Origin of the sequence: Microbacterium terrae (genome assembly GCF_017831975.1) — a bacterium.
Classification (GTDB): Bacteria; Actinomycetota; Actinomycetes; order Actinomycetales; family Microbacteriaceae; genus Microbacterium; species Microbacterium terrae.
Genome location: NZ_JAFDSS010000001.1, coordinates 778,935 through 801,729 on the forward strand (window position 1 = coordinate 778,935; position 22,795 = coordinate 801,729).

The 22,795-nt window shown below is 70.2% G+C and carries 23 protein-coding genes; 11 read left to right on the forward strand and 12 right to left on the reverse strand.

Features of this window, described 5'->3' with window-relative positions:
- Nucleotides 1–44: 44 nt before the first annotated feature.
- The 3 genes from JOD63_RS03580 (at nucleotide 45) to JOD63_RS03590 (ending at nucleotide 1,534) form a co-directional block, all read left to right on the forward strand.
- Nucleotides 45–890, forward strand: coding sequence for a hypothetical protein (locus tag JOD63_RS03580; RefSeq protein WP_045274403.1), 846 nt, complete (start codon nucleotides 45–47; stop codon nucleotides 888–890).
- Between the two features lie 77 nt (nucleotides 891–967).
- Entirely contained in the window at nucleotides 968–1,207 is a 240-nt protein-coding gene (locus tag JOD63_RS03585) for a hypothetical protein (RefSeq protein ID WP_045274402.1), read from the forward strand.
- Between the two features lie 99 nt (nucleotides 1,208–1,306).
- Nucleotides 1,307–1,534 (forward strand): DUF2283 domain-containing protein, encoded by a 228-nt coding sequence (locus tag JOD63_RS03590; protein WP_045274401.1) that lies wholly within the window; start codon nucleotides 1,307–1,309, stop codon nucleotides 1,532–1,534.
- Between the two features lie 191 nt (nucleotides 1,535–1,725).
- Here the strand turns inward: JOD63_RS03590 and JOD63_RS03595 are convergent, their stop codons facing one another.
- Entirely contained in the window at nucleotides 1,726–2,184 is a 459-nt protein-coding gene (locus JOD63_RS03595) for a GNAT family N-acetyltransferase (RefSeq protein ID WP_052682311.1), read from the reverse strand.
- Between the two features lie 103 nt (nucleotides 2,185–2,287).
- On the opposite strand from JOD63_RS03595, the gene JOD63_RS03600 reads away from it, so the two are divergent.
- On the forward strand, nucleotides 2,288–2,809 hold the full coding sequence (locus JOD63_RS03600; protein ID WP_045274400.1) for a DUF1697 domain-containing protein: 522 nt from the start codon (nucleotides 2,288–2,290) through the stop codon (nucleotides 2,807–2,809).
- A gap of 124 nt (nucleotides 2,810–2,933) precedes the next feature.
- On the opposite strand, the gene JOD63_RS03605 is transcribed toward JOD63_RS03600, so the two are convergent.
- Complete coding sequence (locus JOD63_RS03605) at nucleotides 2,934–3,467, reverse strand: DUF4188 domain-containing protein (RefSeq protein ID WP_045274399.1); 534 nt, start codon at nucleotides 3,465–3,467, stop codon at nucleotides 2,934–2,936.
- Nucleotides 3,468–3,540: 73 nt separating this feature from the next.
- Between JOD63_RS03605 and JOD63_RS03610 the strand changes: the two genes are divergently transcribed.
- A complete protein-coding gene (locus JOD63_RS03610; protein ID WP_045274398.1) occupies nucleotides 3,541–4,191 on the forward strand; it encodes a MerR family transcriptional regulator in 651 nt (216 codons plus the stop codon).
- On the opposite strand, the gene JOD63_RS03615 is transcribed toward JOD63_RS03610, so the two are convergent.
- On the reverse strand, nucleotides 4,176–4,508 hold the full coding sequence (locus JOD63_RS03615) for a hypothetical protein (RefSeq protein ID WP_157003920.1): 333 nt from the start codon (nucleotides 4,506–4,508) through the stop codon (nucleotides 4,176–4,178). The two genes, JOD63_RS03610 and JOD63_RS03615, sit on opposite strands and share 16 nt — an antisense overlap.
- Before the next feature lie 173 nt (nucleotides 4,509–4,681).
- Here JOD63_RS03615 and JOD63_RS03620 point away from each other — a divergent pair, with 173 nt between their 5' ends.
- Nucleotides 4,682–5,530 (forward strand): serine protein kinase RIO, encoded by an 849-nt coding sequence (locus JOD63_RS03620; RefSeq protein ID WP_169748380.1) that lies wholly within the window; start codon nucleotides 4,682–4,684, stop codon nucleotides 5,528–5,530.
- Between the two features lie 112 nt (nucleotides 5,531–5,642).
- Here JOD63_RS03620 and JOD63_RS03625 read toward each other — a convergent pair whose 3' ends face one another.
- From JOD63_RS03625 to JOD63_RS03650, 6 genes are all read right to left on the reverse strand, one after another.
- The gene (locus JOD63_RS03625) at nucleotides 5,643–5,924 is read right to left on the reverse strand and encodes a Fe-S cluster assembly protein HesB (RefSeq protein ID WP_045274396.1); all 282 of its coding nucleotides are present in this window, start codon (nucleotides 5,922–5,924) and stop codon (nucleotides 5,643–5,645) included.
- Between the two features lie 122 nt (nucleotides 5,925–6,046).
- Nucleotides 6,047–7,804, reverse strand: coding sequence for a carbohydrate-binding domain-containing protein (locus JOD63_RS03630; RefSeq protein ID WP_045274395.1), 1,758 nt, complete (start codon nucleotides 7,802–7,804; stop codon nucleotides 6,047–6,049).
- Complete coding sequence (locus JOD63_RS03635; protein WP_084613331.1) at nucleotides 7,786–8,643, reverse strand: polyphosphate polymerase domain-containing protein; 858 nt, start codon at nucleotides 8,641–8,643, stop codon at nucleotides 7,786–7,788. The genes JOD63_RS03630 and JOD63_RS03635 overlap by 19 nt, the downstream gene beginning before the upstream one ends.
- Nucleotides 8,640–9,269 (reverse strand): DUF4956 domain-containing protein, encoded by a 630-nt coding sequence (locus JOD63_RS03640; protein WP_045274394.1) that lies wholly within the window; start codon nucleotides 9,267–9,269, stop codon nucleotides 8,640–8,642. The genes JOD63_RS03635 and JOD63_RS03640 overlap by 4 nt, the downstream gene beginning before the upstream one ends.
- Nucleotides 9,266–10,468: a bifunctional glycosyltransferase family 2/GtrA family protein gene (locus tag JOD63_RS03645; protein ID WP_084613330.1), complete on the reverse strand. Its 1,203-nt coding sequence runs from the start codon at nucleotides 10,466–10,468 to the stop codon at nucleotides 9,266–9,268. Before JOD63_RS03645 ends, JOD63_RS03640 begins: the two co-directional genes overlap by 4 nt.
- On the reverse strand, nucleotides 10,465–11,448 hold the full coding sequence (locus JOD63_RS03650; RefSeq protein WP_045274393.1) for a phosphodiester glycosidase family protein: 984 nt from the start codon (nucleotides 11,446–11,448) through the stop codon (nucleotides 10,465–10,467). Before JOD63_RS03650 ends, JOD63_RS03645 begins: the two co-directional genes overlap by 4 nt.
- 249 nt (nucleotides 11,449–11,697) lie before the next feature.
- Here JOD63_RS03650 and JOD63_RS03655 point away from each other — a divergent pair, with 249 nt between their 5' ends.
- Nucleotides 11,698–13,242 (forward strand): Re/Si-specific NAD(P)(+) transhydrogenase subunit alpha, encoded by a 1,545-nt coding sequence (locus JOD63_RS03655; RefSeq protein ID WP_045274392.1) that lies wholly within the window; start codon nucleotides 11,698–11,700, stop codon nucleotides 13,240–13,242.
- Complete coding sequence (pntB, locus tag JOD63_RS03660) at nucleotides 13,239–14,669, forward strand: Re/Si-specific NAD(P)(+) transhydrogenase subunit beta (RefSeq protein ID WP_045274391.1); 1,431 nt, start codon at nucleotides 13,239–13,241, stop codon at nucleotides 14,667–14,669. Before JOD63_RS03655 ends, pntB begins: the two co-directional genes overlap by 4 nt.
- A 19-nt stretch (nucleotides 14,670–14,688) precedes the next feature.
- On the opposite strand, the gene JOD63_RS03665 is transcribed toward pntB, so the two are convergent.
- Both JOD63_RS03665 and JOD63_RS03670 read right to left on the reverse strand, forming a co-directional pair.
- Complete coding sequence (locus tag JOD63_RS03665) at nucleotides 14,689–15,042, reverse strand: histone-like nucleoid-structuring protein Lsr2 (RefSeq protein WP_045274390.1); 354 nt, start codon at nucleotides 15,040–15,042, stop codon at nucleotides 14,689–14,691.
- 120 nt (nucleotides 15,043–15,162) lie between these two features.
- Nucleotides 15,163–16,035: a LuxR C-terminal-related transcriptional regulator gene (locus tag JOD63_RS03670; RefSeq protein ID WP_245617930.1), complete on the reverse strand. Its 873-nt coding sequence runs from the start codon at nucleotides 16,033–16,035 to the stop codon at nucleotides 15,163–15,165.
- 136 nt (nucleotides 16,036–16,171) lie between these two features.
- Here JOD63_RS03670 and JOD63_RS03675 point away from each other — a divergent pair, with 136 nt between their 5' ends.
- Both JOD63_RS03675 and JOD63_RS03680 read left to right on the forward strand, forming a co-directional pair.
- A complete protein-coding gene (locus tag JOD63_RS03675) occupies nucleotides 16,172–16,525 on the forward strand; it encodes a DUF485 domain-containing protein (protein WP_045274389.1) in 354 nt (117 codons plus the stop codon).
- On the forward strand, nucleotides 16,522–18,135 hold the full coding sequence (locus JOD63_RS03680; RefSeq protein ID WP_045274388.1) for a solute symporter family protein: 1,614 nt from the start codon (nucleotides 16,522–16,524) through the stop codon (nucleotides 18,133–18,135). Before JOD63_RS03675 ends, JOD63_RS03680 begins: the two co-directional genes overlap by 4 nt.
- 79 nt (nucleotides 18,136–18,214) lie before the next feature.
- On the opposite strand, the gene JOD63_RS03685 is transcribed toward JOD63_RS03680, so the two are convergent.
- A complete protein-coding gene (locus JOD63_RS03685) occupies nucleotides 18,215–18,754 on the reverse strand; it encodes a methylated-DNA--[protein]-cysteine S-methyltransferase (protein WP_045274387.1) in 540 nt (179 codons plus the stop codon).
- Between the two features lie 232 nt (nucleotides 18,755–18,986).
- On the opposite strand from JOD63_RS03685, the gene JOD63_RS03690 reads away from it, so the two are divergent.
- Nucleotides 18,987–22,649, forward strand: a complete 3,663-nt coding sequence (locus JOD63_RS03690) for an ATPase AAA (protein WP_045274412.1) — start codon at nucleotides 18,987–18,989, stop codon at nucleotides 22,647–22,649.
- Nucleotides 22,650–22,795: the final 146 nt, after the last annotated feature.

Genomic DNA, 22,795 nt, shown 5'->3' on the forward strand with positions numbered 1-22,795 from the left:
GGCGTGGAGAGAATCTGAGGGTCTGGTCGCGATTGAATAGCACAATGACACTGACCCGGCGCCTCACCGCCGTCGCGGCCATCGTCGTGGCGGCGATGATGTCGCCCGCATGCGCACAGACTGCGGGCACCGCGCGGGTCTCGTTGGACCAACTCTGCGCCGAGACGTTCGTCGTCGCGTGCGAAACAGGCGGCACATCGACGGTGGTCGTCATCCAGGAACAGACTCCCGCGGACGACATCAACCGGCTGGCTGAGCAACTCCACGTCGTCGCCGCACAACGAGCGGGAGACATCGTGATGCGCGCCGAGTCCTCCGAGCCACGCACCCTCGACCCCGAAGTCGCCCCTCCGTACGAGTGGCAGATCTCGATGGAGCCGGGCGACACCGAGACCTTCAAGACGACCGTCGCCGGCACACTCGCGGCCGCAAGCGTGCCCGGCGCCGTCGGCATAGCCGTCATCGACGGGTGGCCTTACGTCACCGTCGAGCGCCTCGAACAATTCGAGGACGTGTTCAGCCGCGTCTCCGCCACTCCGCTGTTCCAAGACGGCGGGACGTACACACTGCAGTCTCTCGACGAACGTCTCCGAATCGTCCACGTGCCGACCCGCACGAACGACGACGCCATCGTCGAGATCATCGCGGTTGCGCGCGACTACCCCAATGCCGAGGTCCTTCTCGAGGCCCCCACGAGTGGCCCACAAACTCCCACGTTCTACGTGTCGCGCCTCTCGCCCTCGCAGCAGCACGAACTCGACATGCGGCTCCGCGAGCCACGGCTCGCCGACGCCGACGTCGACGGATACGCGCTCGAGTACGTCCTCGGCTCCACCGGCGAGAACGGCACCACCTACACCAGCGGAACATTCGGATCCGTCCCCGGATAGCCACACCACGCCGGCAGGTGGGCAGCGCCACCGGCTTCCGGGCCGTTGGACGAGGTTCCACGTGCGACCATGGGCGGATGGATCGGCTGTCATTCGACCACGCCGTGCAGAACGAGCGACTCGGGCGCTGGCTGCACCACGGGCCGCCGACAGGCATGAGCGCGAATCAGCTGTGCCTGTGGCAGGCCGACGTATGGATGCTGATCATGACGGACGAGCGTGCCGGGCGCATCGAGACGACGTTCCGTCGATTCGATGACGAAGCGACGGCACTCGACGATGCGCTCGATGGACTTCGGTTCATGAAGCAGTTCTGAGGCTTCCGCGGATAGTCCGCGTTCGCGGCCCGACGGTCCGTCAGGCTTTCGCTGAGGAGTGACACCGAGCAGTGCATCCGATTTGGGTAGCCTCGCCGTATGAGCGGCCGGCGAATCACCTTCGACTCCGAGGCGGACGCCGCCTACTTCGCCATGGTGAAGGACATCGAAGCCGGCGAGTCGATCGAGAATGTCGTCCTCGAACGCGAACACGGCACGATCGTGCTGGATTTCGACCGCGACGGCCGGATGCTTGGCATCGAAGTCCTCGGCGCGCGTGCTCTCCTCACGCCGAAGACCCTGGAAGACGCGGAGCGGATCGGATAGCAACCGGTCCGCACATCGGTTCCCAGCTCCCATTGTCAAAGCCCTCGCCGCTGGCTAGATTCGCTATCGCGAGGGAAGGACACAGACTATGAGCCGCGATCGCTGAGATACCAAAGCGAGCCCCCGCCCGATCTTGTCGCGCGGGGGCTTCGTAATGTCGCTCGGCCGCAACGCCGCGGGCGGCACACCGATCATCCCTTCGGATGCTGTGCGCGGAACAAGACCAGGTACTCGCCGTCCGCACGCGCGTCGAGAAGCGCCGGTGCGCGGGCGATCTCTTCGAACCCGAAACCGGCGTGCATCCGCTGAGACGCGACGTTGTGGTCGTCCGTGAAGTAGAGCACCGTGTCGGACCGCTGCCAGATCCAGTCGATCCGCGCCCGGGTCAGGGCGTGTCCGATTCCTCGCCGACGATGGTCGGGATGCACGCTGACCCCGCCGAGGTAATAGCCGGCGGGGGCCGGGGCGACAGCATCCATCTGATGGTGGGTCTTGCCGGCGCCGACGATCGTGTCGTCCACGACGGCGACCACCACGCAGTGATCCGGGTCTTCGTCGAGCACTCGCGAGTCCCACGGCGATCGTCCGCATGCCTCGTGCACGGCGTTGATGCCGGGCAGGTCGTCGGGGTGCGCGTGCCGGATGATCACGCGCTGAGGGTATCGCGCAGGCAACGCCCGTCCCAGCAGCGCAGACCCGAGCGCGAAGGCGGCCGCCCCGGCTGCCCGCGCGCAGACGGGCTATCGTGCAAGCGTGCTGTACGTCGCATTCCTTCGAAACGTCAATCAGGGCCAGCTCGGGCATCCGTCGACCGCCATGGTCGTGGAGTCCTTCGCCGCTGCGGGAAGTGACGCTGCGGTGCCGTTCCAGAGCAACGGAACGATCGTCTTCGAAGCGACGGATGCCGACGCGATCGTCGCTGAGGTGGTCGCGATGCTGGGCGCACTGGGGTACCGCCGTGACTGCTTCGTCATGCCGGCATCCGAACTCTCCGCGATCGCTCACGCGTGGGCGGGATCACCGGCGGTGTCGCGCCTCGAGCTCACGCTGCACGACGGAGGCACGCTCGATGTCGACGGAGAGCTCGCGACGCGTGAGGCGGAGCGGCGCCGCTGCCGTCTGATCGCATCGGGACCGGGTTGGGTCGTCGTCCTCAACGACAGAGAACGCGAGAGCAACGGCACGCCGGCAGTCGAGCACGCGATCGGCGGCTCCGCGACCTCCCGTTCGTTGCGGACCGTGCTTCGGCTGCTGGATCGCCACGCACTTCGGTGACGTATCGCTGAGGCTGTCGACCCAGCGCCGACGATCGGCCTCGAGTGCTCGCCGCCCTTCCGCCCACGGGCGGCGCGTCGCCTGGTCGGCCGCCCGTGACCGGCTGGGGGAGCGCGTCACCGGTTCAACCGGAGACTGCGGCGGCATCCGAACCGACCGGCGCGGAGGCCGGCTCGCCCGCGGTGCGCCCGTCGGCGAACCGCGCTCGCGCGCGATCGTGGCGACGCTCGACCGGAACGAGCTCGGTCGCCTTGGCCAGCCCCATCGGCCGGGTCGATACGAACATGCTCTCGGCGCGCTCGACCAGGTAGGTCTCGTGCCAGATGCCGACGGCACCGGGTGCCTTGCGTGCGAGGCGATTGAATCGGCTCCACGCCGGACGGTGCTCGGCGGACGGATCGGATGCGTACGCGTACAGCTTCTCGGCCGACGACCAGTACTGCACCACCCAAGGCCCTCCCGCCCCGAACAGCAGCTCGTACCCGAGCAGTCCGGAGTCGGGCGCCGTTGAAAGCTCGCGAAGCATCTTCGGCATCTCGAGGAACACCGGAAGCCACAGGTCGGGGCGCCACCAGGAGTTGATCTGCATCCCGATGTGGAACACGACCAGCTCTCCGTCGTGGCGGTGGGTCATCCGACCGGGAACGATGCGGGACATGAGTGATCCTCTCGATTCGATAGTGACGCTATCCAGTTTAGATAGCTGTACTATCTGAATGTCAAGGGGGCCAATGAGAATCTCAGAGCTTTCAGCGTCGACCGGCGTTCCCATCGCGACGATCAAGTACTACCTGCGCGAAGGGCTCCTGCCTGAGGGCGTGCGGACGTCTGCGACCCAGGCCGTCTACGGCGACCTCCACGAGCGCCGGCTCGGCGTGATCCGCGCGCTGGTGTCGTCGGGCGTCAGCATCGCCGACATCCGTCGCGTCATCGCCGCCCTCGACGACCCGCCCGCCTCGCCGCACGAACTTCTGGGGCTCGCGCACTCGGCCGTGACGCCGCCGGCCGACGAGACGATCGACCTCGCGGCCGCCGAGGTGCTGGCGACCCGGCTGGGCTGGACGCCGGGCATGTGCGATCCCGCCCTGCTCGGGCAGATCGCGCGATCGCTCGAGACACTCGACCTGGCCGGCTTCACAGTTCCGGATGCCGTCATGTCGGCGTACCTCGACGCCGCAGCCGCGATCGCGCAGGCCGAGCTCTCGGAGGTTCCGGCCGAATCGGCCGAGGCCGCGGTCAGGTACGTCGTGCTGGGTTCGGTGCTCGTCGAGCCGCTGCTGCTCGGCCTGCGCCGGGTGGCCGAGCAGGTCGCGTCGTCGCAGCGTTTCGGGAGCGCAACCGGCGCGCCGGCCGCCCCGATGCCCGGTCAGTCGTCGGAGTGAACTGCACGTTCCCAGTACTGAAGCTCGACGGTGTGCTCCGGCAGCGCCCGCGACACCTCGTGGAAGAGACGGACCCCCTCGGCCTCATGGGCTGAGGCGATCGCCTGATCGGGCCAGCCGTGCTCGTAGCTGAAGAAGTCGTTGAACTGCGCTGCCCAGGCGCGGGCATCCGCGGCGAGATCATCGGGAAGGGCCGGGTCGCCGTCGGCGCACAGCCCACCGTGCCAGAACGGCCAGTCCGCCGAGTAGTCGTTCATGAGCCGGTAGCGCACCCGACCAGTATCCACGCACACCTGCGCGCAGCCTTCCGCCGCCATGCGAGCTCGGCTAGAGTGATCGCCGATCGGTGCGCCGCGCAGTGCGCGCCCCGGAACCGGAAGGAGGACGAGTGATGGCTGTCTCTGTGATGCCCCGAATCCCTCACCCCTTCCGTGAGGTCGCCCGCACCCGTTGATCATCGGCGACCTCCTGTTCCTGGAGTCTCCGACCGATGTCATTTCTGCTGTCCGACGCTTTCCCTCCCTCCGACCCCCTGCGGTTCGACGAGCCCGACGACGACCTTCCCGAGCCCGGCCCAGATCAGCGATGGTCGACGTGGCCGGCATCGCCTCCCACCCAGCGCGGCCCGCTGCCGCACCCCGACTGGGTGGTCACCGCGAGCGGCGCGTTCGACACCGAGCTCGGCGTCGTGAAGACCGGCAAGGAGGCCGACGTCTTCCTCATCGAGCGTGCGGTCCCCGGCGAGGGCGGCGCGCTTCTCGCCGCCAAGCGCTATCGCAGCGCCCACCACAGCGACTTCCACCGCTCGGGTACGTACGAGGAAGGCCGTACGGTGCGCAACACCCGCGACGCCCGCGCGATCGAGCGCAAGACCGCGTACGGCAGGCGCGTCGCGGCGACGCACTGGGCGGGCAGCGAGTTCGCCGCGCTGGTGCGCGCCTGGGAGGCCGGTGTACCCGTCCCGTACCCGGTGCAGGTGAGCGAGAGCGAGGTGCTGATGGAGTTCGTCGGCGACGGTCGCACGGCGGCGCCGCGGCTGGCGCAGTCGCGTCTGCACGGTGACGAGCTGAAGGATGCCTTCGGCCAGGTGGTGCGGATCCTCGAGGCGTTCGCGCGTGGGGGCTTCGCGCACGGCGACCTGTCGCCGTACAACCTGCTCGACCACCACGGCCGGATCGTCGTGATCGATCTTCCACAGGTGGTCGACATCGCGGCGAACCCGCAGGGCCTGGAGTTCCTGCACCGCGACGTGGTGAACGTGTCGGCCTGGTTCACGCGCCGCGGTCTCGTGAACGACCCCGAGGAACTGTTCGGCGGGCTGGTCTCGCTGCTGTGGTGACCGCCCCGCGACTTGCTCGGGGACCGGGGCCTGACGGGCTCGGCGACCGTCGGGGGGACACAGGCAGAACGGCCCCAGCGCCGAAGCACCGGAGCCGTTCTGGAAGCCTGGGTCAGCCGGTTGCCGCGAGGGCGAACTTCACCGAACCGTCGGCGGCGAGCTCCGCATCGAGGATGCGGTCGTCGAGTGCCTGATTCGCGGCGGTGTCGAGGAACACCCGGGCGCCGTCGGTCACCACGACGGTGTCTTCCGGCTCGGGCGCCTGCGCGACGCTGAGTTCGAATCCGGTCTGAGCGCCGGTGTCGCGGATGCGGACACCGCCGTCCTCCGCCTGCGGAACACGCTCGATGATCGTCTTCACTGCTTCGGCTGCGGTCTGGGTCAGAGTGAGCATTGCTGCTTCCTTTCCATAGCGGACTGCGGACGGGCCACGATGCCGAGATCGCTGCCCGCCCGCAACCTCTGACACACCATGCGCCGTCATTGCCAGGGCTTACCCAGGGTGCGCCTCAGCGCTCATGGTCGTGCGCCGCCGGGGCCGCCGCCCTGCCCGCCGCCGCCCATCGACTCCGTGAGGCCCTCGCCGGCGGTCGCGGTCGCGGTCCCGGCATCCGTCGACAGGGTGTAGCTCTCGCCGGCGGTGATGCCGGGGCCGCTGTAGAACGCGGCGGAGAACTCGCGGCCGGCCTCGAACGACGCGATGACGGCGCCCGAGGCATCCGTGATCTCGATCGTGTCGCCTGCCGACCCGCTCACCGCGGCCGCGACCCACGACTGCGATCCCTCCGGGACGTGCAGGGTCGAGCCCGCGACATACAGCTCGCCGCCGTCGATCGTGATGGTGCCGTTCGCGTCGAGCGAGCCTTCGCCGCCCGAGCTGCTGGGACCCGAGACCACGGTCGTGCCGCCGGTGAAGGCCATCGACCCGTTCGAGTCGATGCCGTCGCCGCGGGAGGTCACCACCACGGTCCCGCCCGAGATGGTGACGGTCTCGCCGGTGTCGGTCTCGCCGCCGCCCCCGCCCATGCCGCCCGAAGTCGACGCCGACCCGCTCGCTGCGTTGATGCCGTCGTCGCTCGAGGTGACGTCGATGCTTCCACCGGAGATCACGATGTCGGTGCCTTCGAGGCCTTCGACCGACTCCGCCACGGTGACGTCGCCGCCTCGGATCTCGAGGGTCTGCTCGGCGTGCACGCCGTCGTCGCCGGTCGTCAGCGCGAGGGTCGCGCCGCCGATCCCGACCGATCCGTCGGAGTGCACCGCGTCGTCGACGGCGTCGACGGTGATGTCGCCGCCATCGAGCGCGACGACCACGCCGGCCGAGATGCCCTTCGGCGAGTCGTCGGAGGCCGAGGCATCCGATCCGGCGGTCACGGCGACCGTGCCGCCGGTGATGACCACATCGGTGGCGGCGGCGAACCCGTCGTCGCCCGAGATGGCCGTGATCTCGCCGCCCGAGACGTCGATGAATCCCTGCGTCGCATCCTCGTCCTGGTCGCTCTTGAGGGCGTCGCCCCCGGCGGTCAGGTCGACCGTGCCGCCCTCGATCACGAGCGCGTCCTTGCCGCGCAGCGCGTCGTCGACCGCGTCGACGGTGATCGTGCCCGACATGATCACGAGGTCGTCGGTGCTCGCGATGCCATCGTTCCCGTTGCCGTTCACGGTGAGCGTGCCCTCTCCGCTGATCGTCAGGTCGGCATCGGCGTAGATCGCGGCGTTCGCTTCGGCGTCGTCGGCGTAGGTGTCGGTGTCTGAGACGGTGTTGTCGCTGCCGTCTGCGAGCACGATCGCCACGTCGTCGGCCGTCGTCACAGTGATGGCGGACGAGTCGGATGCGTCGATGTCGACGCCGTCGAGGATCAGCACGACCTGCGCGTCGTCGGGAGCGGCGACGACGATCTGGCCGTCGAGGTCGCCCGAGAGGCGGAAGACGCCGCCGGCGCTGATGGTGACGGTCGATCCGTCGACCGACACCGCGTCGGACGCGGAGGATGCGGTCGACCCGTCGAGATCGACGTCGACGGCGTCGGACTCCGACCACTCGTCGTCGTTCACGTGGGTGACGTCGGCGTTCGCCGCGCGCACTGCGTCGGCGTCGAGGTCGCTGTCGACGACGGCGGCGGTCTGGGTCTCGGTCGTGGACTCGGTCGAGGTGCTGGCGTCGGTCGACGAGGCGTCGGAGTCGGACGCGGCCGACTGCACGGCGCATCCGGCGAGCACGACGGCGCCGAGGGCGAGCGGCACGGCGGCGAGGGTCAGGCGGCGGGGGAGCATGGTTCCTCCTCGGTTCGGGGGCTGGTGGTCGGGGAATAGGTGGGGCGGATGCCGGGCGCCGCCGACTGCGGCAGCGCGGCGCGCTCCGTCTCGGCGAACGCGCCTCGGAGCAGCCGCGCCCACCGGTTGCGCGGCAGATCGGGTCGGAGCGCAGCGAGGCCGGTGGCGTACTTGCTGACGATCGCGGGGCGGAGGCCGGCCCGCCACAGCAGGCGGTCGACGTCGGAGGCACGCGCCCCGGACTTGGTCTCGACGATCGCCAGCCCGGGCAGCAGGAATCCGCTGCCGTCGGCGCCCAGCCACGTCAGATCCGTGTCGACGGTCGCACGCGAGGCGCCGTCGGGGGCGAGGAGGGTCGTGCGGCGGTAGCCGGTCTTGAGCACGGCGTCGAGGTCGTCTGCGCGGTCGGGGGCGACGCCGATCGCGGGGAACGCATCGGCGACGTCTGCCCGGGCATCGACGGTGAGTTCGTCGCGGCGGGTGATGTCGTACGCGTCGCGCTCCTTCACGGTGGCCCCGCGGGCGCCGCGCGTCTTCATCTCGAGGTATGCGGCGCCCGTGTCGACGTAGGCGCGGGTGCGCAGCTTGAAGCGGCGGCGCCGCGGCTGCGCGGCCATGTGGAAGCTCAGCAGGTCGGGCGTGTCGAAGTACATCGACTCGTACACGAACCGGCGCTCGCCGTCGATCTCGAGCACCCGTGTGCCGTCGGCGAGACCGCCGAGCACGTGCTCCAGCGCTGCGCGCGGCACCACGTACTTGCGGTCGACGCGGGTGAGGAGGGCGGCTTCGGCGACGATCTCGTCGAGACCCACGGGATCGAGGTGGGCGAGGGCGTTCATCGGAGCATCCCGGCGAGCGAGTGATCCGCGGACGACGAGGACGATGTGGGCGCCGTGGTCGACGCGACGGCGGTGCGGCGCGGCACGCGGAAGCGCACGTCGACGGTGGTGGTGTCGTTCACGAGATCGAGCTCCTGCACGGTCATCGCCGTCACTTCGGCGCCGAGGCGATCGCCGAGCTCGGCACGCAGGTCGTCTTCGTCGGCGATCGCCCGGTCGAGGCGCACCACGCCGTTGCGGCTGCGCGAGAGCAGGGCGGGGTGGTCGGCGGCCCACATGACGGCCAGCACGAGCGCGATGAGGCCGACGACGGGCCACGGGTCGGTCTGGGGGAGCCCCGAGACGAGGCCGATCGCGAGGGCGGCGAAGTAGTAGGCGACCTCGCGCTGCGAGATCTCCGACGAGCGGAGACGGATGATCGACAGCACGCCGAAGAGCCCGAGTCCGAGCCCCAGGGCGACCTCGGCGGTGCCGAGCACCATGGCGACCGCCATCACGCCGACGTTCACCCCGAGGAAGGCGACGACGAGATCACGCCGGCGGTGGCGCCGGTAGTACAGCCCGAGGCTCAACATGAGGGCGGCGGCGAGGTCTGTCGCGAGCAGGATCAGGGCGGTGGTGGTCATCGTGTTCTCCGTGTGGTCGGGGTGTCTCGTTCCATCCGACCCGCGGGCCCTATGGGGTTCCTATGCCGGGCTCCTGCGCTCGATCCGAGTTCGGTGTGCACATGCGATGCGCCTGATGACACGGCGGGCGCCGCCTCGCCTGCGTCAACGGCGGACGCGCTCGCGGATGCCGCCCGACCGAACACGAACGCGCGCTGCACCCCGAATCCGATGACGAAGAGCACCGCTTCGGTCACGACCTTCGCGGCGAGGAGCGGCGTTCCGATGCGCGTGAGCGCCTCGATCCACACGATGTTGGTGGCGAGGAGCGCGGCCGCCAGCACCGCGTAGCGACCGAGCTGCCGCGGGAGCGTCGATCCGCCTCGCCGGCCGAACACGAGCCGGCGGTTGACGGCGAAGTTCACCGAGGCGCTCAGCACGCGCGCGGCGATGATCGACGGCACGAGCAGGCCGGTGAGCGCACTCAGCACGAGGAGAGCGACGGTGTCGACGAGGAAGCCCAGCAGCGACGACCCGGCGAACAGCAGGAGCGGAAGCACGACGCGCACCGAATCGACGAGCGGGCGGAAGTGGCTCGACGCGTTGTGGTCGAGGTACACCGTCTCGATCGGCACCTCGCGCACGGCCACACCGGCCTGCCGGCTCCGCAGCAGCACGTTCTGCTCGAACTCGAACCGGTCGCCGGGCTGCGCGGCCACCCAGGGGAGCAGGTCTGCGGGGATGCCGCGGAGCCCGGTCTGGGTGTCGCCGAGGCTCCAGCCTGCGGCGAGACGGAAGATCCCGCGCGCGACGGTGTTGCCCGCGCGGCTGCGCAATGGCACGTCGCCAGCGAAGGCGCGGCATCCGAGGATCAGTGTCGGGATGCCGCTGCGCTGGGCGTCGCCCGTCTCGTGTGCGACCCGGCCGATGTCGGCGACGGTGTGCTGGCCGTCGGCGTCGGCGGTGACCACCGCCGCGCCCGGGTGCGCACGCACGGCGTGGGCGATCCCGGTGCGGAGCGCGACGCCCTTGCCCCGGTTCGCCGGATGGGTGAGCACGGTCGCCCCGGCGCGCCGTGTCTCGTCGAAGACGGAGGCGTACGTCGCGCCGCTGCCGTCGTCGACGATGATGACGTCGGCGAGCGGATGCTCCCGCCTCAGCTCCGCCACCAGGCGGGGGAGTGCCTGGCCGGGCTCGTAGGCGGGGATGAGCACGATCATGACGAACCCGCGATGTAGAGGATGTCGCTCGTGGCGCGCTCGCCGCCGTTGGACGGCTGATTGACGACCTCCCCGTTGAAGTACAGCGTCGACGAACCGCCGCCGTCGAGGTTGTAGGCGGTGGTCGCCCCGAGGTTGACCAGGATGTCGGCGAGCTCGTCGAGCGTGACGCCCGTGCTGTAGCCCTCCTGTCGCCCGTCGACCACGACGAACACGAGGTGGTTCTCGTCGATGACGCCGACAGCGGTGCGCGGCTGGTCGCCCTGGATGGAGTGATTGCCGAAGTTGGTGTCGACCTCGGCCTCATCGAGCCCCGCGACGACCTCACCGTCTTCGACGAGCGCCGGACCGAAGCTGAGGGTGTTCCAGACGCCGTCGGCCAGCAGTTCGTCGGCGGTCGTCTCGGTCTCGTCGTACACCTCCACCGAGCCATCGGTGTAGAACGCCAGCCCGGCTCGCGCCGACTCGTCCCGGTAGACGACGCCGTTGCGGATCACGATGCCGGTGTCGCGGAAGCCGTAGTAGTCGCCGTTCACGGCGAAAACGGCACCGTTGTCGGCGGCGATGTCGCTGGTGAGCTCGGTGATGTTCTCGCCGAACTGATCCTTGGCGAAGGCGCTGCGCAGCGCCGTCGCATCCGAGAGCACGACGTCGGCGACGTAGTAGGTGACGGTCTCGTCGCCCGAACCCGAGGTGACGGTCGAGATCGTCACCTCGGTGGCGCCGTCGCTGTACGCGGTGTCGGTGAGCACCGTCTCGGCGGACTCGTCGGCGGCGGCATCCGTCGCGTCGTCGTCGGCGGTCGTGTCGGAGGTCTGGACTGTCGAGTTCTCGGCTTCGTAGGCCGAGACGTCGCTGATCTCGACGTGCTCGACCAGGAAGCGATCGACCGCCCATGCGGCGGCGCCGCCGCCGGTGAGCACGACGGCCAGCCCCGATGCGAGCAGGATCTTTGCGCGGGTTCGTCTGTTCGGCTGCATGTTCCAGAGGTACTGAGCGCTCTTACGGGCGGCATTGCCGAGCGCTATGAACCGACCGAGGATGTGAGGAGGCGACCCGGAAGACAGGGTGATTCGCACACGTTCGAGCAAATTCCGCGATTCTTCTCTTCGTGTCGGACGCAACACGGCCTGCGCGGCGCGGGCCGTCTGCCAGGGTGGAGGCGTCGCCCGGGGAGTCGAAGAAGACACACCCGCCGTCCCGTCCACGCACCAGATCACGAGGAACGCATGACCCGCATTGGCATCGTCGCCGAGGCGCCCGGAGAGAACCGGGTCGCAGCGACCCCGACCACCGTCCCCAAGCTCGTCGCCCTCGGCTACGACGTCGTCGTCGAAGCCGGCGCCGGCGCCGCATCGTCGTTCCCCGACGCCGCCTTCGTCGCAGCCGGCGCCGCAGTCGTCGACGACCAGACTGCGTGGGCGTCGCCGATCGTGCTCAAGGTGACCGCGCCGACGAGCGCCGAGATCGCGCGGCTCGCCGACGGCGCCACGATCGTCGCCACCCTCAGCCCGGCGCTGCGCCCCGACCTCATCGAGGCCCTCGCCACCCGCCACATGACGGCGATCGCACTCGACGCAGTGCCGCGCATTTCACGCGCCCAATCGATGGATGTGCTCAGCTCGATGGCGAACATCGCCGGCTACCGGGCCGTCGTCGAAGCCGCGCACGAGTTCGGCCGCTTCTTCACCGGCCAGGTGACCGCGGCGGGCAAGGTCCCACCGGCGAAGGTGCTCGTCGCGGGCGCCGGCGTCGCCGGCCTCGCCGCGATCGGCGCCGCATCGAGCCTCGGCGCGATCGTGCGCGCGACCGACCCCCGCCCCGAGGTCGCCGACCAGGTCGCCTCGATCGGCGGCGAATACCTCGAGGTCGTCGTGCCCGAGGAGGCGAAGCAGGTCTCGGCCGACGGGTATGCGAAGGCCACGAGCGAGGCGTACGACCGGCGAGCGGCCGAGATCTACTCCGAGCAGGCAGCCGACGTCGACATCATCATCACGACGGCGCTCATCCCGGGACGCACAGCTCCGCGGCTGATCACGGCTGCCGACGTCGCCGCGATGCGCCCCGGCAGCGTCATCGTCGACATGGCTGCGGGTCAGGGCGGCAACGTCGAGGGGTCGGTCGCCGGCGAGAAGGTCATGACCGCGAACGGGGTCGTGATCCTCGGCTACACCGACCTCCCCGGGCGGCTGCCGCAGCAGGCATCCCAGCTGTTCGGGACGAACCTGCTGAACCTGCTGAAGCTGCTCACCCCGGCGAAGGACGGCGCGCTGACCCTCGACTTCGACGACGTCGTGCAGCGCGCCGTCACCGTGGTGAAGGACGGCGACGTGCTCTGGCCGCCCCCTCCCGTGCAGGTGTCGGCTGCCCCCGCCCCGGTGCGGGCGGCCGCGGCACCCGTGACGGCGAAGAAGCCGATGTCGTCGGCCGTGCGCACCGCGCTGGTGGCGGTGGGCATCGCGGCGCTCTTCGCCGTCTGCGCGTTCGCGCCCCCGCCGCTGCCGCAGCACTTCCTGGTGCTCACCCTCGCCGTCGTCGTCGGCTTCTACGTCATCGGCCACGTCGCCCACGCGCTGCACACCCCGCTCATGAGCGTGACCAACGCGATCTCGGGCATCATCGTCGTCGGCGCCATGGTGCAGATCACCGCTCCCGACCTCACCGTGCAGATCCTCGCCGCGATCGCAGTGCTCCTCGCGAGCATCAACATCTTCGGCGGCTTCGCCGTCACCCGCCGCATGCTCGCGATGTTCCAGAAGGGCGAGACCCGATGATCGCCGTCGCAGGCCAGGTGGCCGGCGCCGCGTACATCGTCGCGGCCCTCCTCTTCGTGCTGAGCCTCGCCGGCCTCAGCCGGCACGAGACCAGCCGGCGCGGCGTGACCTACGGCATCGTCGGCATGGCCATCGCCCTCATCGCCACGGTGGGGGTGGTCGCCGCCGGAGCGTGGGGTTCTTCGACCGGCTCAGCGAACGCGGGCGCGACGACGGGACTCGTGCTGCTCGTGGCCGCCGTCGTGATCGGCGCGGCCATCGGCCTGTGGCGGGCGCGCATCGTCGAGATGACGGGCATGCCCGAGCTCATCGCCCTGCTCCACTCGTTCGTCGGGCTCGCGGCCGTGCTCGTGGGATGGAACGGCGCGCTGTACGACACCGGCCTCGAGGGTGCGCTCGCCGACATCCACCACGCCGAGGTGTTCATCGGCGTGTTCATCGGCGCCGTGACCTTCACCGGTTCGATCGTGGCGTTCCTCAAGCTCTCGGCGCGCATGTCGTCGAAGCCGCTGGTGCTCCCCGGCAAGAACGCGCTGAACGTCGGCGCGCTCGTCGCCTTCGTCGCCCTCACGGTCTGGTACGTGATCACGCCCGAACTGTGGCTGCTCGTGGTGGTGACACTCCTCGCCCTCGCGCTCGGCTGGCACCTCGTCGCGTCGATCGGCGGCGGCGACATGCCGGTGGTCGTCTCGATGCTCAACAGCTACTCGGGCTGGGCGGCGGCGGCAGCCGGTTTCCTCCTGAACAACGACCTGCTGATCGTCACCGGAGCGCTCGTCGGGTCTTCGGGTGCGTACCTCAGCTACATCATGTGCAAGGCGATGAACCGCTCGTTCCTCTCGGTGATCGCCGGCGGCTTCGGGATCGAGGCGCCGACGGGCGGCGAGGAGGAGTACGGGGAGCATCGTGAGATCGACGCCGAGGCTGCCGCCGACATGCTCGCCGGAGCGTCGACCGTGGTGATCACCCCCGGCTACGGCATGGCGGTCGCGCAGGCGCAGCACGGTGTGGCCGACCTCGTCGCGCGGCTGCGTGAACGGGGCGTGGACGTGCGCTTCGGCATCCACCCCGTCGCCGGCCGGCTTCCCGGCCACATGAACGTGCTGCTCGCCGAGGCGAAGGTGCCGTACGACATCGTGCTCGAGATGGACGAGATCAACGACGACCTCGCGCAGACCGACGTCGTGCTCGTGATCGGCGCGAACGACACCGTGAACCCCGCCGCGGCGGAAGACCCGGGGAGCCCGATCGCGGGCATGCCGGTGATCCGCGCGTGGGAGGCCGCGAACGTCATCGTGTTCAAGCGATCGATGGCATCGGGCTATGCGGGCGTGCAGAATCCCCTGTTCTACCGGGAGAACGCGCAGATGCTGTTCGGCGACGCGAAGGAGAAGGTGGAGGAGATCCTCTTCCAGCTCTCGCGCTGATGAGCCGCGAGGCGGTGCGTCAGTGCGCCGCCTCGTAGGCCTCGAGTACGGATGCCGGCACCCGGCCGCGCTCCGAGACGGTGTAGCCGTTCTTCTTGGCCCACTCGCGCACGCCGCTGAAGTCCTTCTGACCGCTGCGACGACGCTTGGGTGCGCCCGACGCGGAGGAGCCGCCGCGTGATGCGGCGGAGATCCGTCGCCCGGCTGTCAGATAGGGGGCGAGGGCGCTGCGCAGCGCGGCGGCGTTCTCGTCGGTGAGGTCGATCTCGTAGGCGATGCCGTCGAGCGAGAACAGCACGGTCTCGCCGTCGCCGACTTCGAGGATGGTGCCGTCGAGGTCGTCGACGAGCTGATGCACGATTTTGCGGGCCATGAACGGAACGATACGCGGAATTCGGTGTCATCCGTCGGACGAATTGTCGCGTGTCCGCGCGGTTGCCGCATCGCGATCAGCGCACCGCGACAATTGCGCGCGAATTCGAGCCGGCTGAATTCAGGGGAGAAGTCCCATTCGGCGGGCGGTCGCCACCGCCGCATGGCGGGTGGAGGCATCCAATTTCGCCATCGCCGACTGCAGGTACGACTTGACCGTTCCCTCGCGAATGGAGAGCATCGCGGCGATCTCGGCATTCGTCGAACCGAGAGCCGCGCACGCGAGCACATCGGTCTCGCGGGGGGAGAGGCGGATGCCGGCCTCGTCAGCTGCAGCGGGGGCCGGACTGGAGAGCGCCGCCAGGCGCCGCTCGAGCCGCTCGAGCCGCCCCCGCAGTGCGGCGTCGTCGATGCCGGCGGTGATGCTCCGCAGCTCGGCGTAGCTCTCGCGCAGCTCCTCCCGGGTGCCGGCCGACAGTGCACCGCTCTCCGACGGGAGTGGGATGCGCGCGACCCGGCGCTCGACCTCGTCGCGTACGCGCAGTTCGGTGGAGAGCTCCTCGGCGACCGCGAAGGCCGGGCGTGCGACCACATCGCCGACGGGGGAGGCGTTCCAGGAGCCGCAGTAGATCACGCCGCGCGCGCGAGCGCCGACCATCACCGGCACCGCGAAGAGCGTCGCGATGCCCTCGCCGAGCACCGCGCGGTCGTAGTCGTGCGTGATGCTGCGCGAGGAACCGTAGTCGAGGGTGAGTCGCGGCCGCTTCTCGACGAGCGCGCGCCCGCCGAGGCCCCGCGACGCCTCGACGACGAGTCCGTCGAGGCTGCGCGTGCGTGCGCCGACGACGGAGGTGACGTGGATGCGCTGGTCTCGCTCGAGCCCGCCGAACGCGACGGGGAAGCGGGTGCGGCGGACGAGCTCCGACACCGCACGGGCGAGCACGGTCTCGGCGCCGTCGGCGCCGACCGAATCGACCACGGGTGCGGATGCCACGCACTACCTACTTCCGGGGGTGACGGCTGCGTCGCCGTCGTACGTAGCGTCGACCATACCACCCGTGAAACGACCGGAACCGTCCGCGGGTTTCCCCCGGCGCAGCGCTGCGCTCCCCATGAGGCAAGGAGGCCACATGTCAGATTCCGGAACCCAGACCGCTCCTCCGGGCGGCATCGATTACGTCGCGGTGGAGGAATCCCCGCGGTTCGTCGAATTGAAGAGAAAGCAACGCGGATTCGTCTTCCCGATGGCCGTAGCGTTTCTCGTCTGGTATTTCGCCTACGTCCTGCTCTCGTCATTCGCCCGTGATTTCATGGCGCAGCACGTGTGGGGTGACATCACGGTCGGCCTCCTCCTCGGGCTCGGTCAATTCGTCACCACATTCGCGATCACGATGACGTACGTCTGGTACGCGAACCGCAAGCTCGACCCCATCGCCGAGGAGATCCGCGGCGACCTCGAGAAGCAGCAGGAGGCGTCCGCATGAACGAGGTATTCGGCGCGGTCCACGCCGCGGTGCAGACGGTGGAGAACAACCCGATCCTGAACATCTCGATCTTCGGCGCATTCGTCGCCGTGACGCTGTTCATCGTGATCCGGGCGAGCCGCAACAACAAGACCGCCGCGGATTACTACGCGGCCGGCCGCTCGTTCACGGGGCCGCAGAACGGCTTCGCGATCGCAGGCGACTACCTGTCGGCGGCGTCGTTCCTCGGCATCTGCGGCGCGATCGCGATCAACGGCTACGACGGCTTCCTGTACTCGATCGGATTCCTCGTCGCCTGGCTCGTCGCGCTGCTGCTGGTCGCCGAGCTCATGCGCAACACCGGCAAGTTCACGATGGCCGACGTGCTCTCGTTCCGCCTGAAGCAGGGCCCGGTGCGTCTGGCCGCCGCGATCACCACGCTCGCGGTGTGCTTCTTCTATCTGCTCGCGCAGATGGCGGGCGCCGGCGGACTCGTGTCGCTGCTGCTCGGCATCACCGAGACGCTCGGACAGTCGATCGTCGTCGCCGTCGTCGGCGTGCTGATGATCGTGTACGTGCTGATCGGCGGCATGAAGGGCACCACCTGGGTGCAGATCGTGAAGGCGTTCCTGCTCATCGGCGGGGCCGTCGTCATGACGATCTGGGTGCTGGCGCTCAACGGCTTCAGCCTCAACACGCTGCTCGAGAGCGCGGTCGAGACCGCCGGCACGACCGACATCCTCGGCCCGGGCCTGCAGTACGGCGCGAACCCGTGGGACTTCATCTCGCTCGCGATCGCCCTGGTGCTCGGCACCGCGGGTCTGCCGCACGTGCTGATGCGCTTCTACACGGTGCCGACCGCGAAGGAGGCGCGTCGCTCGGTGGTGTGGGCGATCTGGCTCATCGGCCTCTTCTACCTGCTCACCCTGGTGCTCGGCTACGGCGCCGGCGCCCTGGTCGGCGCGGAGACGATCAAGGCCGCGCCCGGCGGCGTGAACTCGGCAGCGCCGCTGCTCGCGCTGTACCTCGGCGGTCCGCTGCTGCTGGGCTTCATCTCGGCGGTGGCATTCGCGACGATCCTCGCGGTCGTGGCGGGGCTCACCATCACGGCGGCCGCCTCGTTCGCTCACGACATCTACGCCAACGTCGTGAAGAAGGGCAATGTGCCGCCGGACGGCGAGGTCAAGGTCGCCCGCCGGACGGTCATCGTGATCGGCATCCTCGCGATCCTGGGCGGCATCGGCGTGCAGGGGCAGAACGTGGCGTTCCTCGTCGCGCTCGCCTTCGCCGTGGCGGCGTCGGCCAACCTGCCGACCATCCTGTACTCGCTGTTCTGGCGCCGGTTCACCACCCGGGGAGCGGTCTGGAGCATGTACGGGGGCCTCGCGGCCGCGATCATCCTCATCGTGCTCTCGCCGGTGTTCTGGGGCACGCCCACCAGCGTGTTCAAGGATGTCGGAACCGCGATCTGGCCGCTGAACAATCCCGGGATCGTCTCGATCCCGCTCGGGTTCTTCCTCGGCTGGCTGGGTTCGGTCACGACGCGCACCGCAGAGGATCCGAAGAAGGCGGCGGAGATGGACGTCCGCTCGCTCACGGGATTCGGCGCAGAGAAGGCGTCGAACCACTAGCCGGGGCCAGGGGGGCGAACCGGGGGGAACGCAGCGGCCCGGGTGGGAGACCACCCGGGCCGCTGTGCGCGTGGCCGGCCTACTCGGCCACGCCTTCGGCGGCCACCCGTCGCTCGAAGTCGATGAGGTGCTGCTTGACCTCGGAGTGACCGCCGTACTCGCCGAGCGAGCCGTCGGCGCGCACCACGCGGTGCACGGGCACGACGATCGAGAACGGCGTGGTGGCACACGCGGTGCCCACCGCACGGGCGGCTCGCGGGCTGCCCGCGGCGATCGCGACCTCGCCGTAGCCGGCAGTCTCGCCGTAGGGGATGTCGCACACTGCGCGGAGCGCCTCACCGGTGAAGCCGCGCACGCGGCTCCAGTCCAGCGGCAGGTCGAAGCTGCGCCGGTCGCCGGAGAAGTACTCGTCGATCTGCTCCGCCGCCGCGCAGGCGGTCGGGTCGCCGTCGTCGAAGACGGGAGCGGCACCGGTGAGCGCTTCGATCGCATGCAGGTCGGCGTCGGGAGCGCCGTGCACCGGATGGAGGGCGATGATGCCGCCTCCGTCGGTCACGATGAGGATGTCGCCCACCGGGGAGTCGTGGAGGAGGAAGCGGGGTGCGCGGGGGGCCGTCATGCGACCATCCTGCCCGTCGGTCGGCCACCGGCGGGAGGCCGACGGGTCACTGTGGACGGTGGCTCGGGATGATGAGCCTGGGGAGGAACAGAGATGCCCGCACAGCCCCAATACCGCGAAACTCGCCTTCGGTGCAAGTGCCCCGCCATGACGTGCGCTTAGTGTGGCTCGTGTGTGGCGAGCAGAGAACAGAGCGGTGGCCGGCGACGAGCCCGGTACCGTCTTCACGGTGATGCCCGGCGACCTCGGCGTCGCCGAGCCCGACGCCACCGTGGTGCACATCGCGCAGCCCGAGCGTGACCGGCTGCGCGGACAGGCTGCCGACCTCGGCGGCCGGTCGACGCTGCTCCACTACGCCGAGTCCGATGCGGCGGCCATCGAGATCACCAAGGCGCACCCCGGCAGCCTGCCGCAGTTCATCACCGGCCGCTCCACCCTCCTGTCGAACCTGTTCCGCGACGAGGTCGCGCTGCGCAACGCGCGGCTCGCGGCAGAGCGGATCACGACCAAGAACCTCGAGCTGCGCACGGCGCGCGGTCTCGACGCCGTGCGTCTGGCCGTCGGCCTCGCCTCCTGGCGCGTCGGCGACATGACCTGCGTCGCCCCGGTGCTGCTGCGGCCGCTCGCGATCCGCCGGCACCACAGCGACTTCGAGCTCAAGCTGCACGGCGGGTTCGTCGTCAACCCGCAGCTCGTGCGGGCGCTGCGCACCCACTTCGGCATCGTGGTCGACCCCGCCGCGCTCGCAGCGCTCGCCCAGGAGGGCGGCCTGTTCAAGCCGCAGCCGGTCATCGACAAGCTGCGCGCCCTCACCGCCGAGATCGGCTCGTTCTCGGTGCGAGCGCGGCTGCTCGTCTCGACGTTCGCCGACGTCGGCGAGGCGATGGCGCGGGATGCCGCCGACCTCGACCACCCCATCCTCAATGCGCTCGCCGGTCACCCCGCCGACGCCGAGTCGGTGACGATGATCCGCGAGGTCGCCGAGCGCCCCGGCCCCGATGATCGTCCGCCCGCATCCGACGACCTGCTCCTCGACGCCGACTCCGAGCAGGAGCGCGTGCTCGCGCGCATCCTCGCCGGTCAGTCACTCGTGGTGCACACCCTGCCCGGTACCGGCGGCACGCAGACCGTGATCAACGCCCTCGGCGCCCTCGTGCGCGACGGCAAGCGCGTGCTCGTGGTGAGCGCGCGCCGCTCCACCCTCGAGGGCGTGCGTCATCGCCTGGCCGGGGTCGGGCTCGCGGGCATGCCCGTGTCTCCCGCCACGCTGCAGCGCGATCTCATCCGCGCGATCGGCCGCAACGAGAAGGCCGAGCAGCCGAAGGTCGCCGACATCGATGACGCCCTGGTGCGTCTGCGCGGCGTGCTGCGCGACTATCGGGGAGCGGTGACCGCGCGTCATCCCGGCCTGGGCGTCTCGGTGGTCGAGATCCTGCGTCACCTCGCCACCCTGTCGGCGCGGCGCCCTGCTCCGACCACGGTCGCCCGCCTCGACGCAGCCACGCTCGAGCGCGTCGCGCCGGTGCGCGAGGAGGCAGCGGCCAAGCTCGCGGCCGCCGCGCGCCTCGGCGAGTTCCGCTTCGGTCCCGATGACTCGCCGTGGTACGGCGTCACGTTCACGACGACCGAGCAGGCCCACGCCGCGCACAGCCTCGCCGGCAAGCTCCATCGCCAGGACCTCCCGGCGCTGCTCGAGCGCGGCTACGAGCTCATCGGCAAGACCCGCATGCGCCCGTTCGCGACGGTCGGCGAACTCGGTCTGTACCTCCGGCTGCTGCTCGGCATCCGCGACTCGCTCGACCGCTTCAGCCTGACGGTGTTCGAGCGGCCGCTCGGCGAGCTCATCCAGGCCCACGCCCCCCGCCGCGATTCGTCGACGATGTCGGGCGCCAACCGCCGCCGCCTGCGGCGCCTGTCGAAGGAGTACGTGCGCCCAGGGGTGCACGTCGCCGACATGCACGAGGCGCTCGTGCGCATCCAGCAGCAGCGCACCGAGTGGCAGCGTCTGGTCGACGTGGGCGTCGCGCCCGAGGTGCCGATCGGCCTCGGCGACGTGCACATCGCGTGGCAGCGTGTCGATGCCGAACTCGCCGAGCTCGACACCGTCCTCGGTCGCACCGGAGCCGACCGCCTGAGCGCGATGCCGGTCGCCGACCTGGTGCGCACCCTCGCCTCGCTCGCCGCCGAGTCCGACGTGTTCACGAACCTCCGCGAGCGGGCGACCCTGCGCACCGATCTCGCCGCCCTCGGCCTCGAGCCGCTGCTGGCGGAGCTGTCGGTGCGGCACGTGCCCGAAGACCGCGTCGCCGCGGAACTCGAGTTCGCCTGGTGGCAGTCGGCCCTCGAGCACCTGCTGGGTGCCGATCGCGCGCTCCTCGGGGCCAACACCGCCGTGGTGGATCGACTCGAGCGCGACTTCCGTCTCGTCGACGAGGCCCATGCCGCGGCATCCGGTCCGCTCCTCGCCGCCGCCCTCGCGACGCAGTGGCGCATCGGCATCGTCGACGCACCCGCCGAGGCAGCCGCGCTCAAGGGTGCGCTGCGCAACGGCGCGATCACCGCCGCCGAGCTCGAGACCGCCGCGCCGACGCTGCTGCGCACGCTCGCGCCGGTCTGGCTCGCGACACCGTACGAGGTGCCCGAGATCCCGGCGGGTACGCCGTTCGACGTGGTGATCATCGCGGATGCCGCCGCCCTCTGCCTCGCCGAGGCGGCGCCCGCGCTCCGCAGATCGCGCCAGGTCGTGCTCTTCGGCGACCCGGTGACGCAGAAGCCCACCCCGTTCCAGGTCTCGTCCGGCGCGCCGGCCGAGCCCGAGCCCGTGCGGGAGCCGTTCGACGGTGAGAGCGTGTTCGTGCGGATGGCGCAGCTGCTGCCCGTCGAGACGCTCACCCGCAGCTACCGCGCCGGCGGCGAAGACCTCGCCGAGCTCGTCAACGATGCGTTCTACGGCGGCGAGATCGCCTCCTTCCCGTGGGCGGGCTCGTACCTCGGGCGCGGCAGCCTCGGCGTCGACTACGTCGAGGGCGGCACCGGAGCCCCTGACCCGATCTCCGGCGCTGTCGAGAGCCCCGACGCCGAGGTCGCGCGCGTCGTGACGCTTGTCGTCGAGCATGCTGTCAACCGCGCGAGCGAGTCGCTGATGGTGGTGACCGCGAGCGCGCGGCACGCCGAGCGCATCCGCGCCGCGGTGGTGGCCGCCTTCGCCGGACGCTCCGACGTCGCCGACTTCGTCTCGCGCGACATCGCCGAGCCGTTCACGGTGCTGACGCTCGAGGAGTCGGTGGCCGAGAGCCGCGACCGCGTGATCTTCTCGCTCGGCTTCGGCCTCACCAAGCACGGCCGTGTGCTGAGCGATTTCGGCGACCTCTCGACCCCCGACGGCGAGCGGCTGCTCACGGTCGGGATGACGCGCGCGCGTCGCTCGATGGTGATCGTGTCGTCGATCCGGCCGTCGGCCTTCGACGACGGCCGCCTCGAGTACGGCGCCGCGACCCTCATGTCGATCCTCGGCGGCCTGGCCGCCCGCGCGCGCGAGGCGCGGCTCGAAGACCTCGCAGATCCGCTCACGCTGGCGCTCGCACATGAGCTGCGCAGCCTCGGGCTCGCCGTCGACGTGCACTACCGCGGCACGCTTCCCCTCGTCGCCCAGTACGACGGCAAGGCGGTCGTCGTCGAGAGCGACCCCGAGACGATCGGCGAGTCGCTGCGCGAGTCGCTGCGGCTGCGTCCGCAGATCCTCCGCCGTCTCGGATGGCACTACATCCGCGTGCACTCCTTCGACCTGTACTCCGACCCCGCCGGCGTCGCGGTGCGCATCGCGGCGATGCTCGGCGTTGCCGCAGAGGCGCCGCGTGCCGACACCGACACGCAGCCCATCGATGTCATCGAATGATCGGCAGCGGGTCGAGCGGGTCCGCGGCGCACGACGCGCGAAGCTGACCCCCGCGCCCGGCACGACCGCGGAGCCCGTTCCAGGCGATGAGACGACGGATGCCGCGCCCGCAGTGGACGCGGCCTCCGGGACGAGCACGGAGAGCA

What these genes read in the sequence shown, in the direction of transcription:
- JOD63_RS03635 (WP_084613331.1), bottom strand. Translation starts at nt 8,643, where the DNA reads ATGAACGCCCTCGCCCACCTCGATCCCGTGGGTCTCGACGAGATCGTC.
- JOD63_RS03665 (WP_045274390.1), bottom strand. Translation starts at nt 15,042, where the DNA reads ATGGCCCGCAAAATCGTGCATCAGCTCGTCGACGACCTCGACGGCACC.
- JOD63_RS03580 (WP_045274403.1), top strand. Translation starts at nt 45, where the DNA reads ATGACACTGACCCGGCGCCTCACCGCCGTCGCGGCCATCGTCGTGGCG.
- pntB (WP_045274391.1), top strand. Translation starts at nt 13,239, where the DNA reads ATGATCGCCGTCGCAGGCCAGGTGGCCGGCGCCGCGTACATCGTCGCG.
- JOD63_RS03675 (WP_045274389.1), top strand. Translation starts at nt 16,172, where the DNA reads ATGTCAGATTCCGGAACCCAGACCGCTCCTCCGGGCGGCATCGATTAC.
- JOD63_RS03620 (WP_169748380.1), top strand. Translation starts at nt 4,682, where the DNA reads ATGTCATTTCTGCTGTCCGACGCTTTCCCTCCCTCCGACCCCCTGCGG.
- JOD63_RS03615 (WP_157003920.1), bottom strand. Translation starts at nt 4,508, where the DNA reads ATGGCGGCGGAAGGCTGCGCGCAGGTGTGCGTGGATACTGGTCGGGTG.
- JOD63_RS03680 (WP_045274388.1), top strand. Translation starts at nt 16,522, where the DNA reads ATGAACGAGGTATTCGGCGCGGTCCACGCCGCGGTGCAGACGGTGGAG.
- JOD63_RS03690 (WP_045274412.1), top strand. Translation starts at nt 18,987, where the DNA reads ATGCCCGGCGACCTCGGCGTCGCCGAGCCCGACGCCACCGTGGTGCAC.
- JOD63_RS03625 (WP_045274396.1), bottom strand. Translation starts at nt 5,924, where the DNA reads ATGCTCACTCTGACCCAGACCGCAGCCGAAGCAGTGAAGACGATCATC.
- JOD63_RS03590 (WP_045274401.1), top strand. Translation starts at nt 1,307, where the DNA reads ATGAGCGGCCGGCGAATCACCTTCGACTCCGAGGCGGACGCCGCCTAC.
- JOD63_RS03605 (WP_045274399.1), bottom strand. Translation starts at nt 3,467, where the DNA reads ATGTCCCGCATCGTTCCCGGTCGGATGACCCACCGCCACGACGGAGAG.
- JOD63_RS03630 (WP_045274395.1), bottom strand. Translation starts at nt 7,804, where the DNA reads ATGCTCCCCCGCCGCCTGACCCTCGCCGCCGTGCCGCTCGCCCTCGGC.
- JOD63_RS03685 (WP_045274387.1), bottom strand. Translation starts at nt 18,754, where the DNA reads ATGACGGCCCCCCGCGCACCCCGCTTCCTCCTCCACGACTCCCCGGTG.
- JOD63_RS03650 (WP_045274393.1), bottom strand. Translation starts at nt 11,448, where the DNA reads ATGCAGCCGAACAGACGAACCCGCGCAAAGATCCTGCTCGCATCGGGG.
- JOD63_RS03640 (WP_045274394.1), bottom strand. Translation starts at nt 9,269, where the DNA reads ATGACCACCACCGCCCTGATCCTGCTCGCGACAGACCTCGCCGCCGCC.
- JOD63_RS03585 (WP_045274402.1), top strand. Translation starts at nt 968, where the DNA reads ATGGATCGGCTGTCATTCGACCACGCCGTGCAGAACGAGCGACTCGGG.
- JOD63_RS03645 (WP_084613330.1), bottom strand. Translation starts at nt 10,468, where the DNA reads ATGATCGTGCTCATCCCCGCCTACGAGCCCGGCCAGGCACTCCCCCGC.
- JOD63_RS03610 (WP_045274398.1), top strand. Translation starts at nt 3,541, where the DNA reads ATGAGAATCTCAGAGCTTTCAGCGTCGACCGGCGTTCCCATCGCGACG.
- JOD63_RS03655 (WP_045274392.1), top strand. Translation starts at nt 11,698, where the DNA reads ATGACCCGCATTGGCATCGTCGCCGAGGCGCCCGGAGAGAACCGGGTC.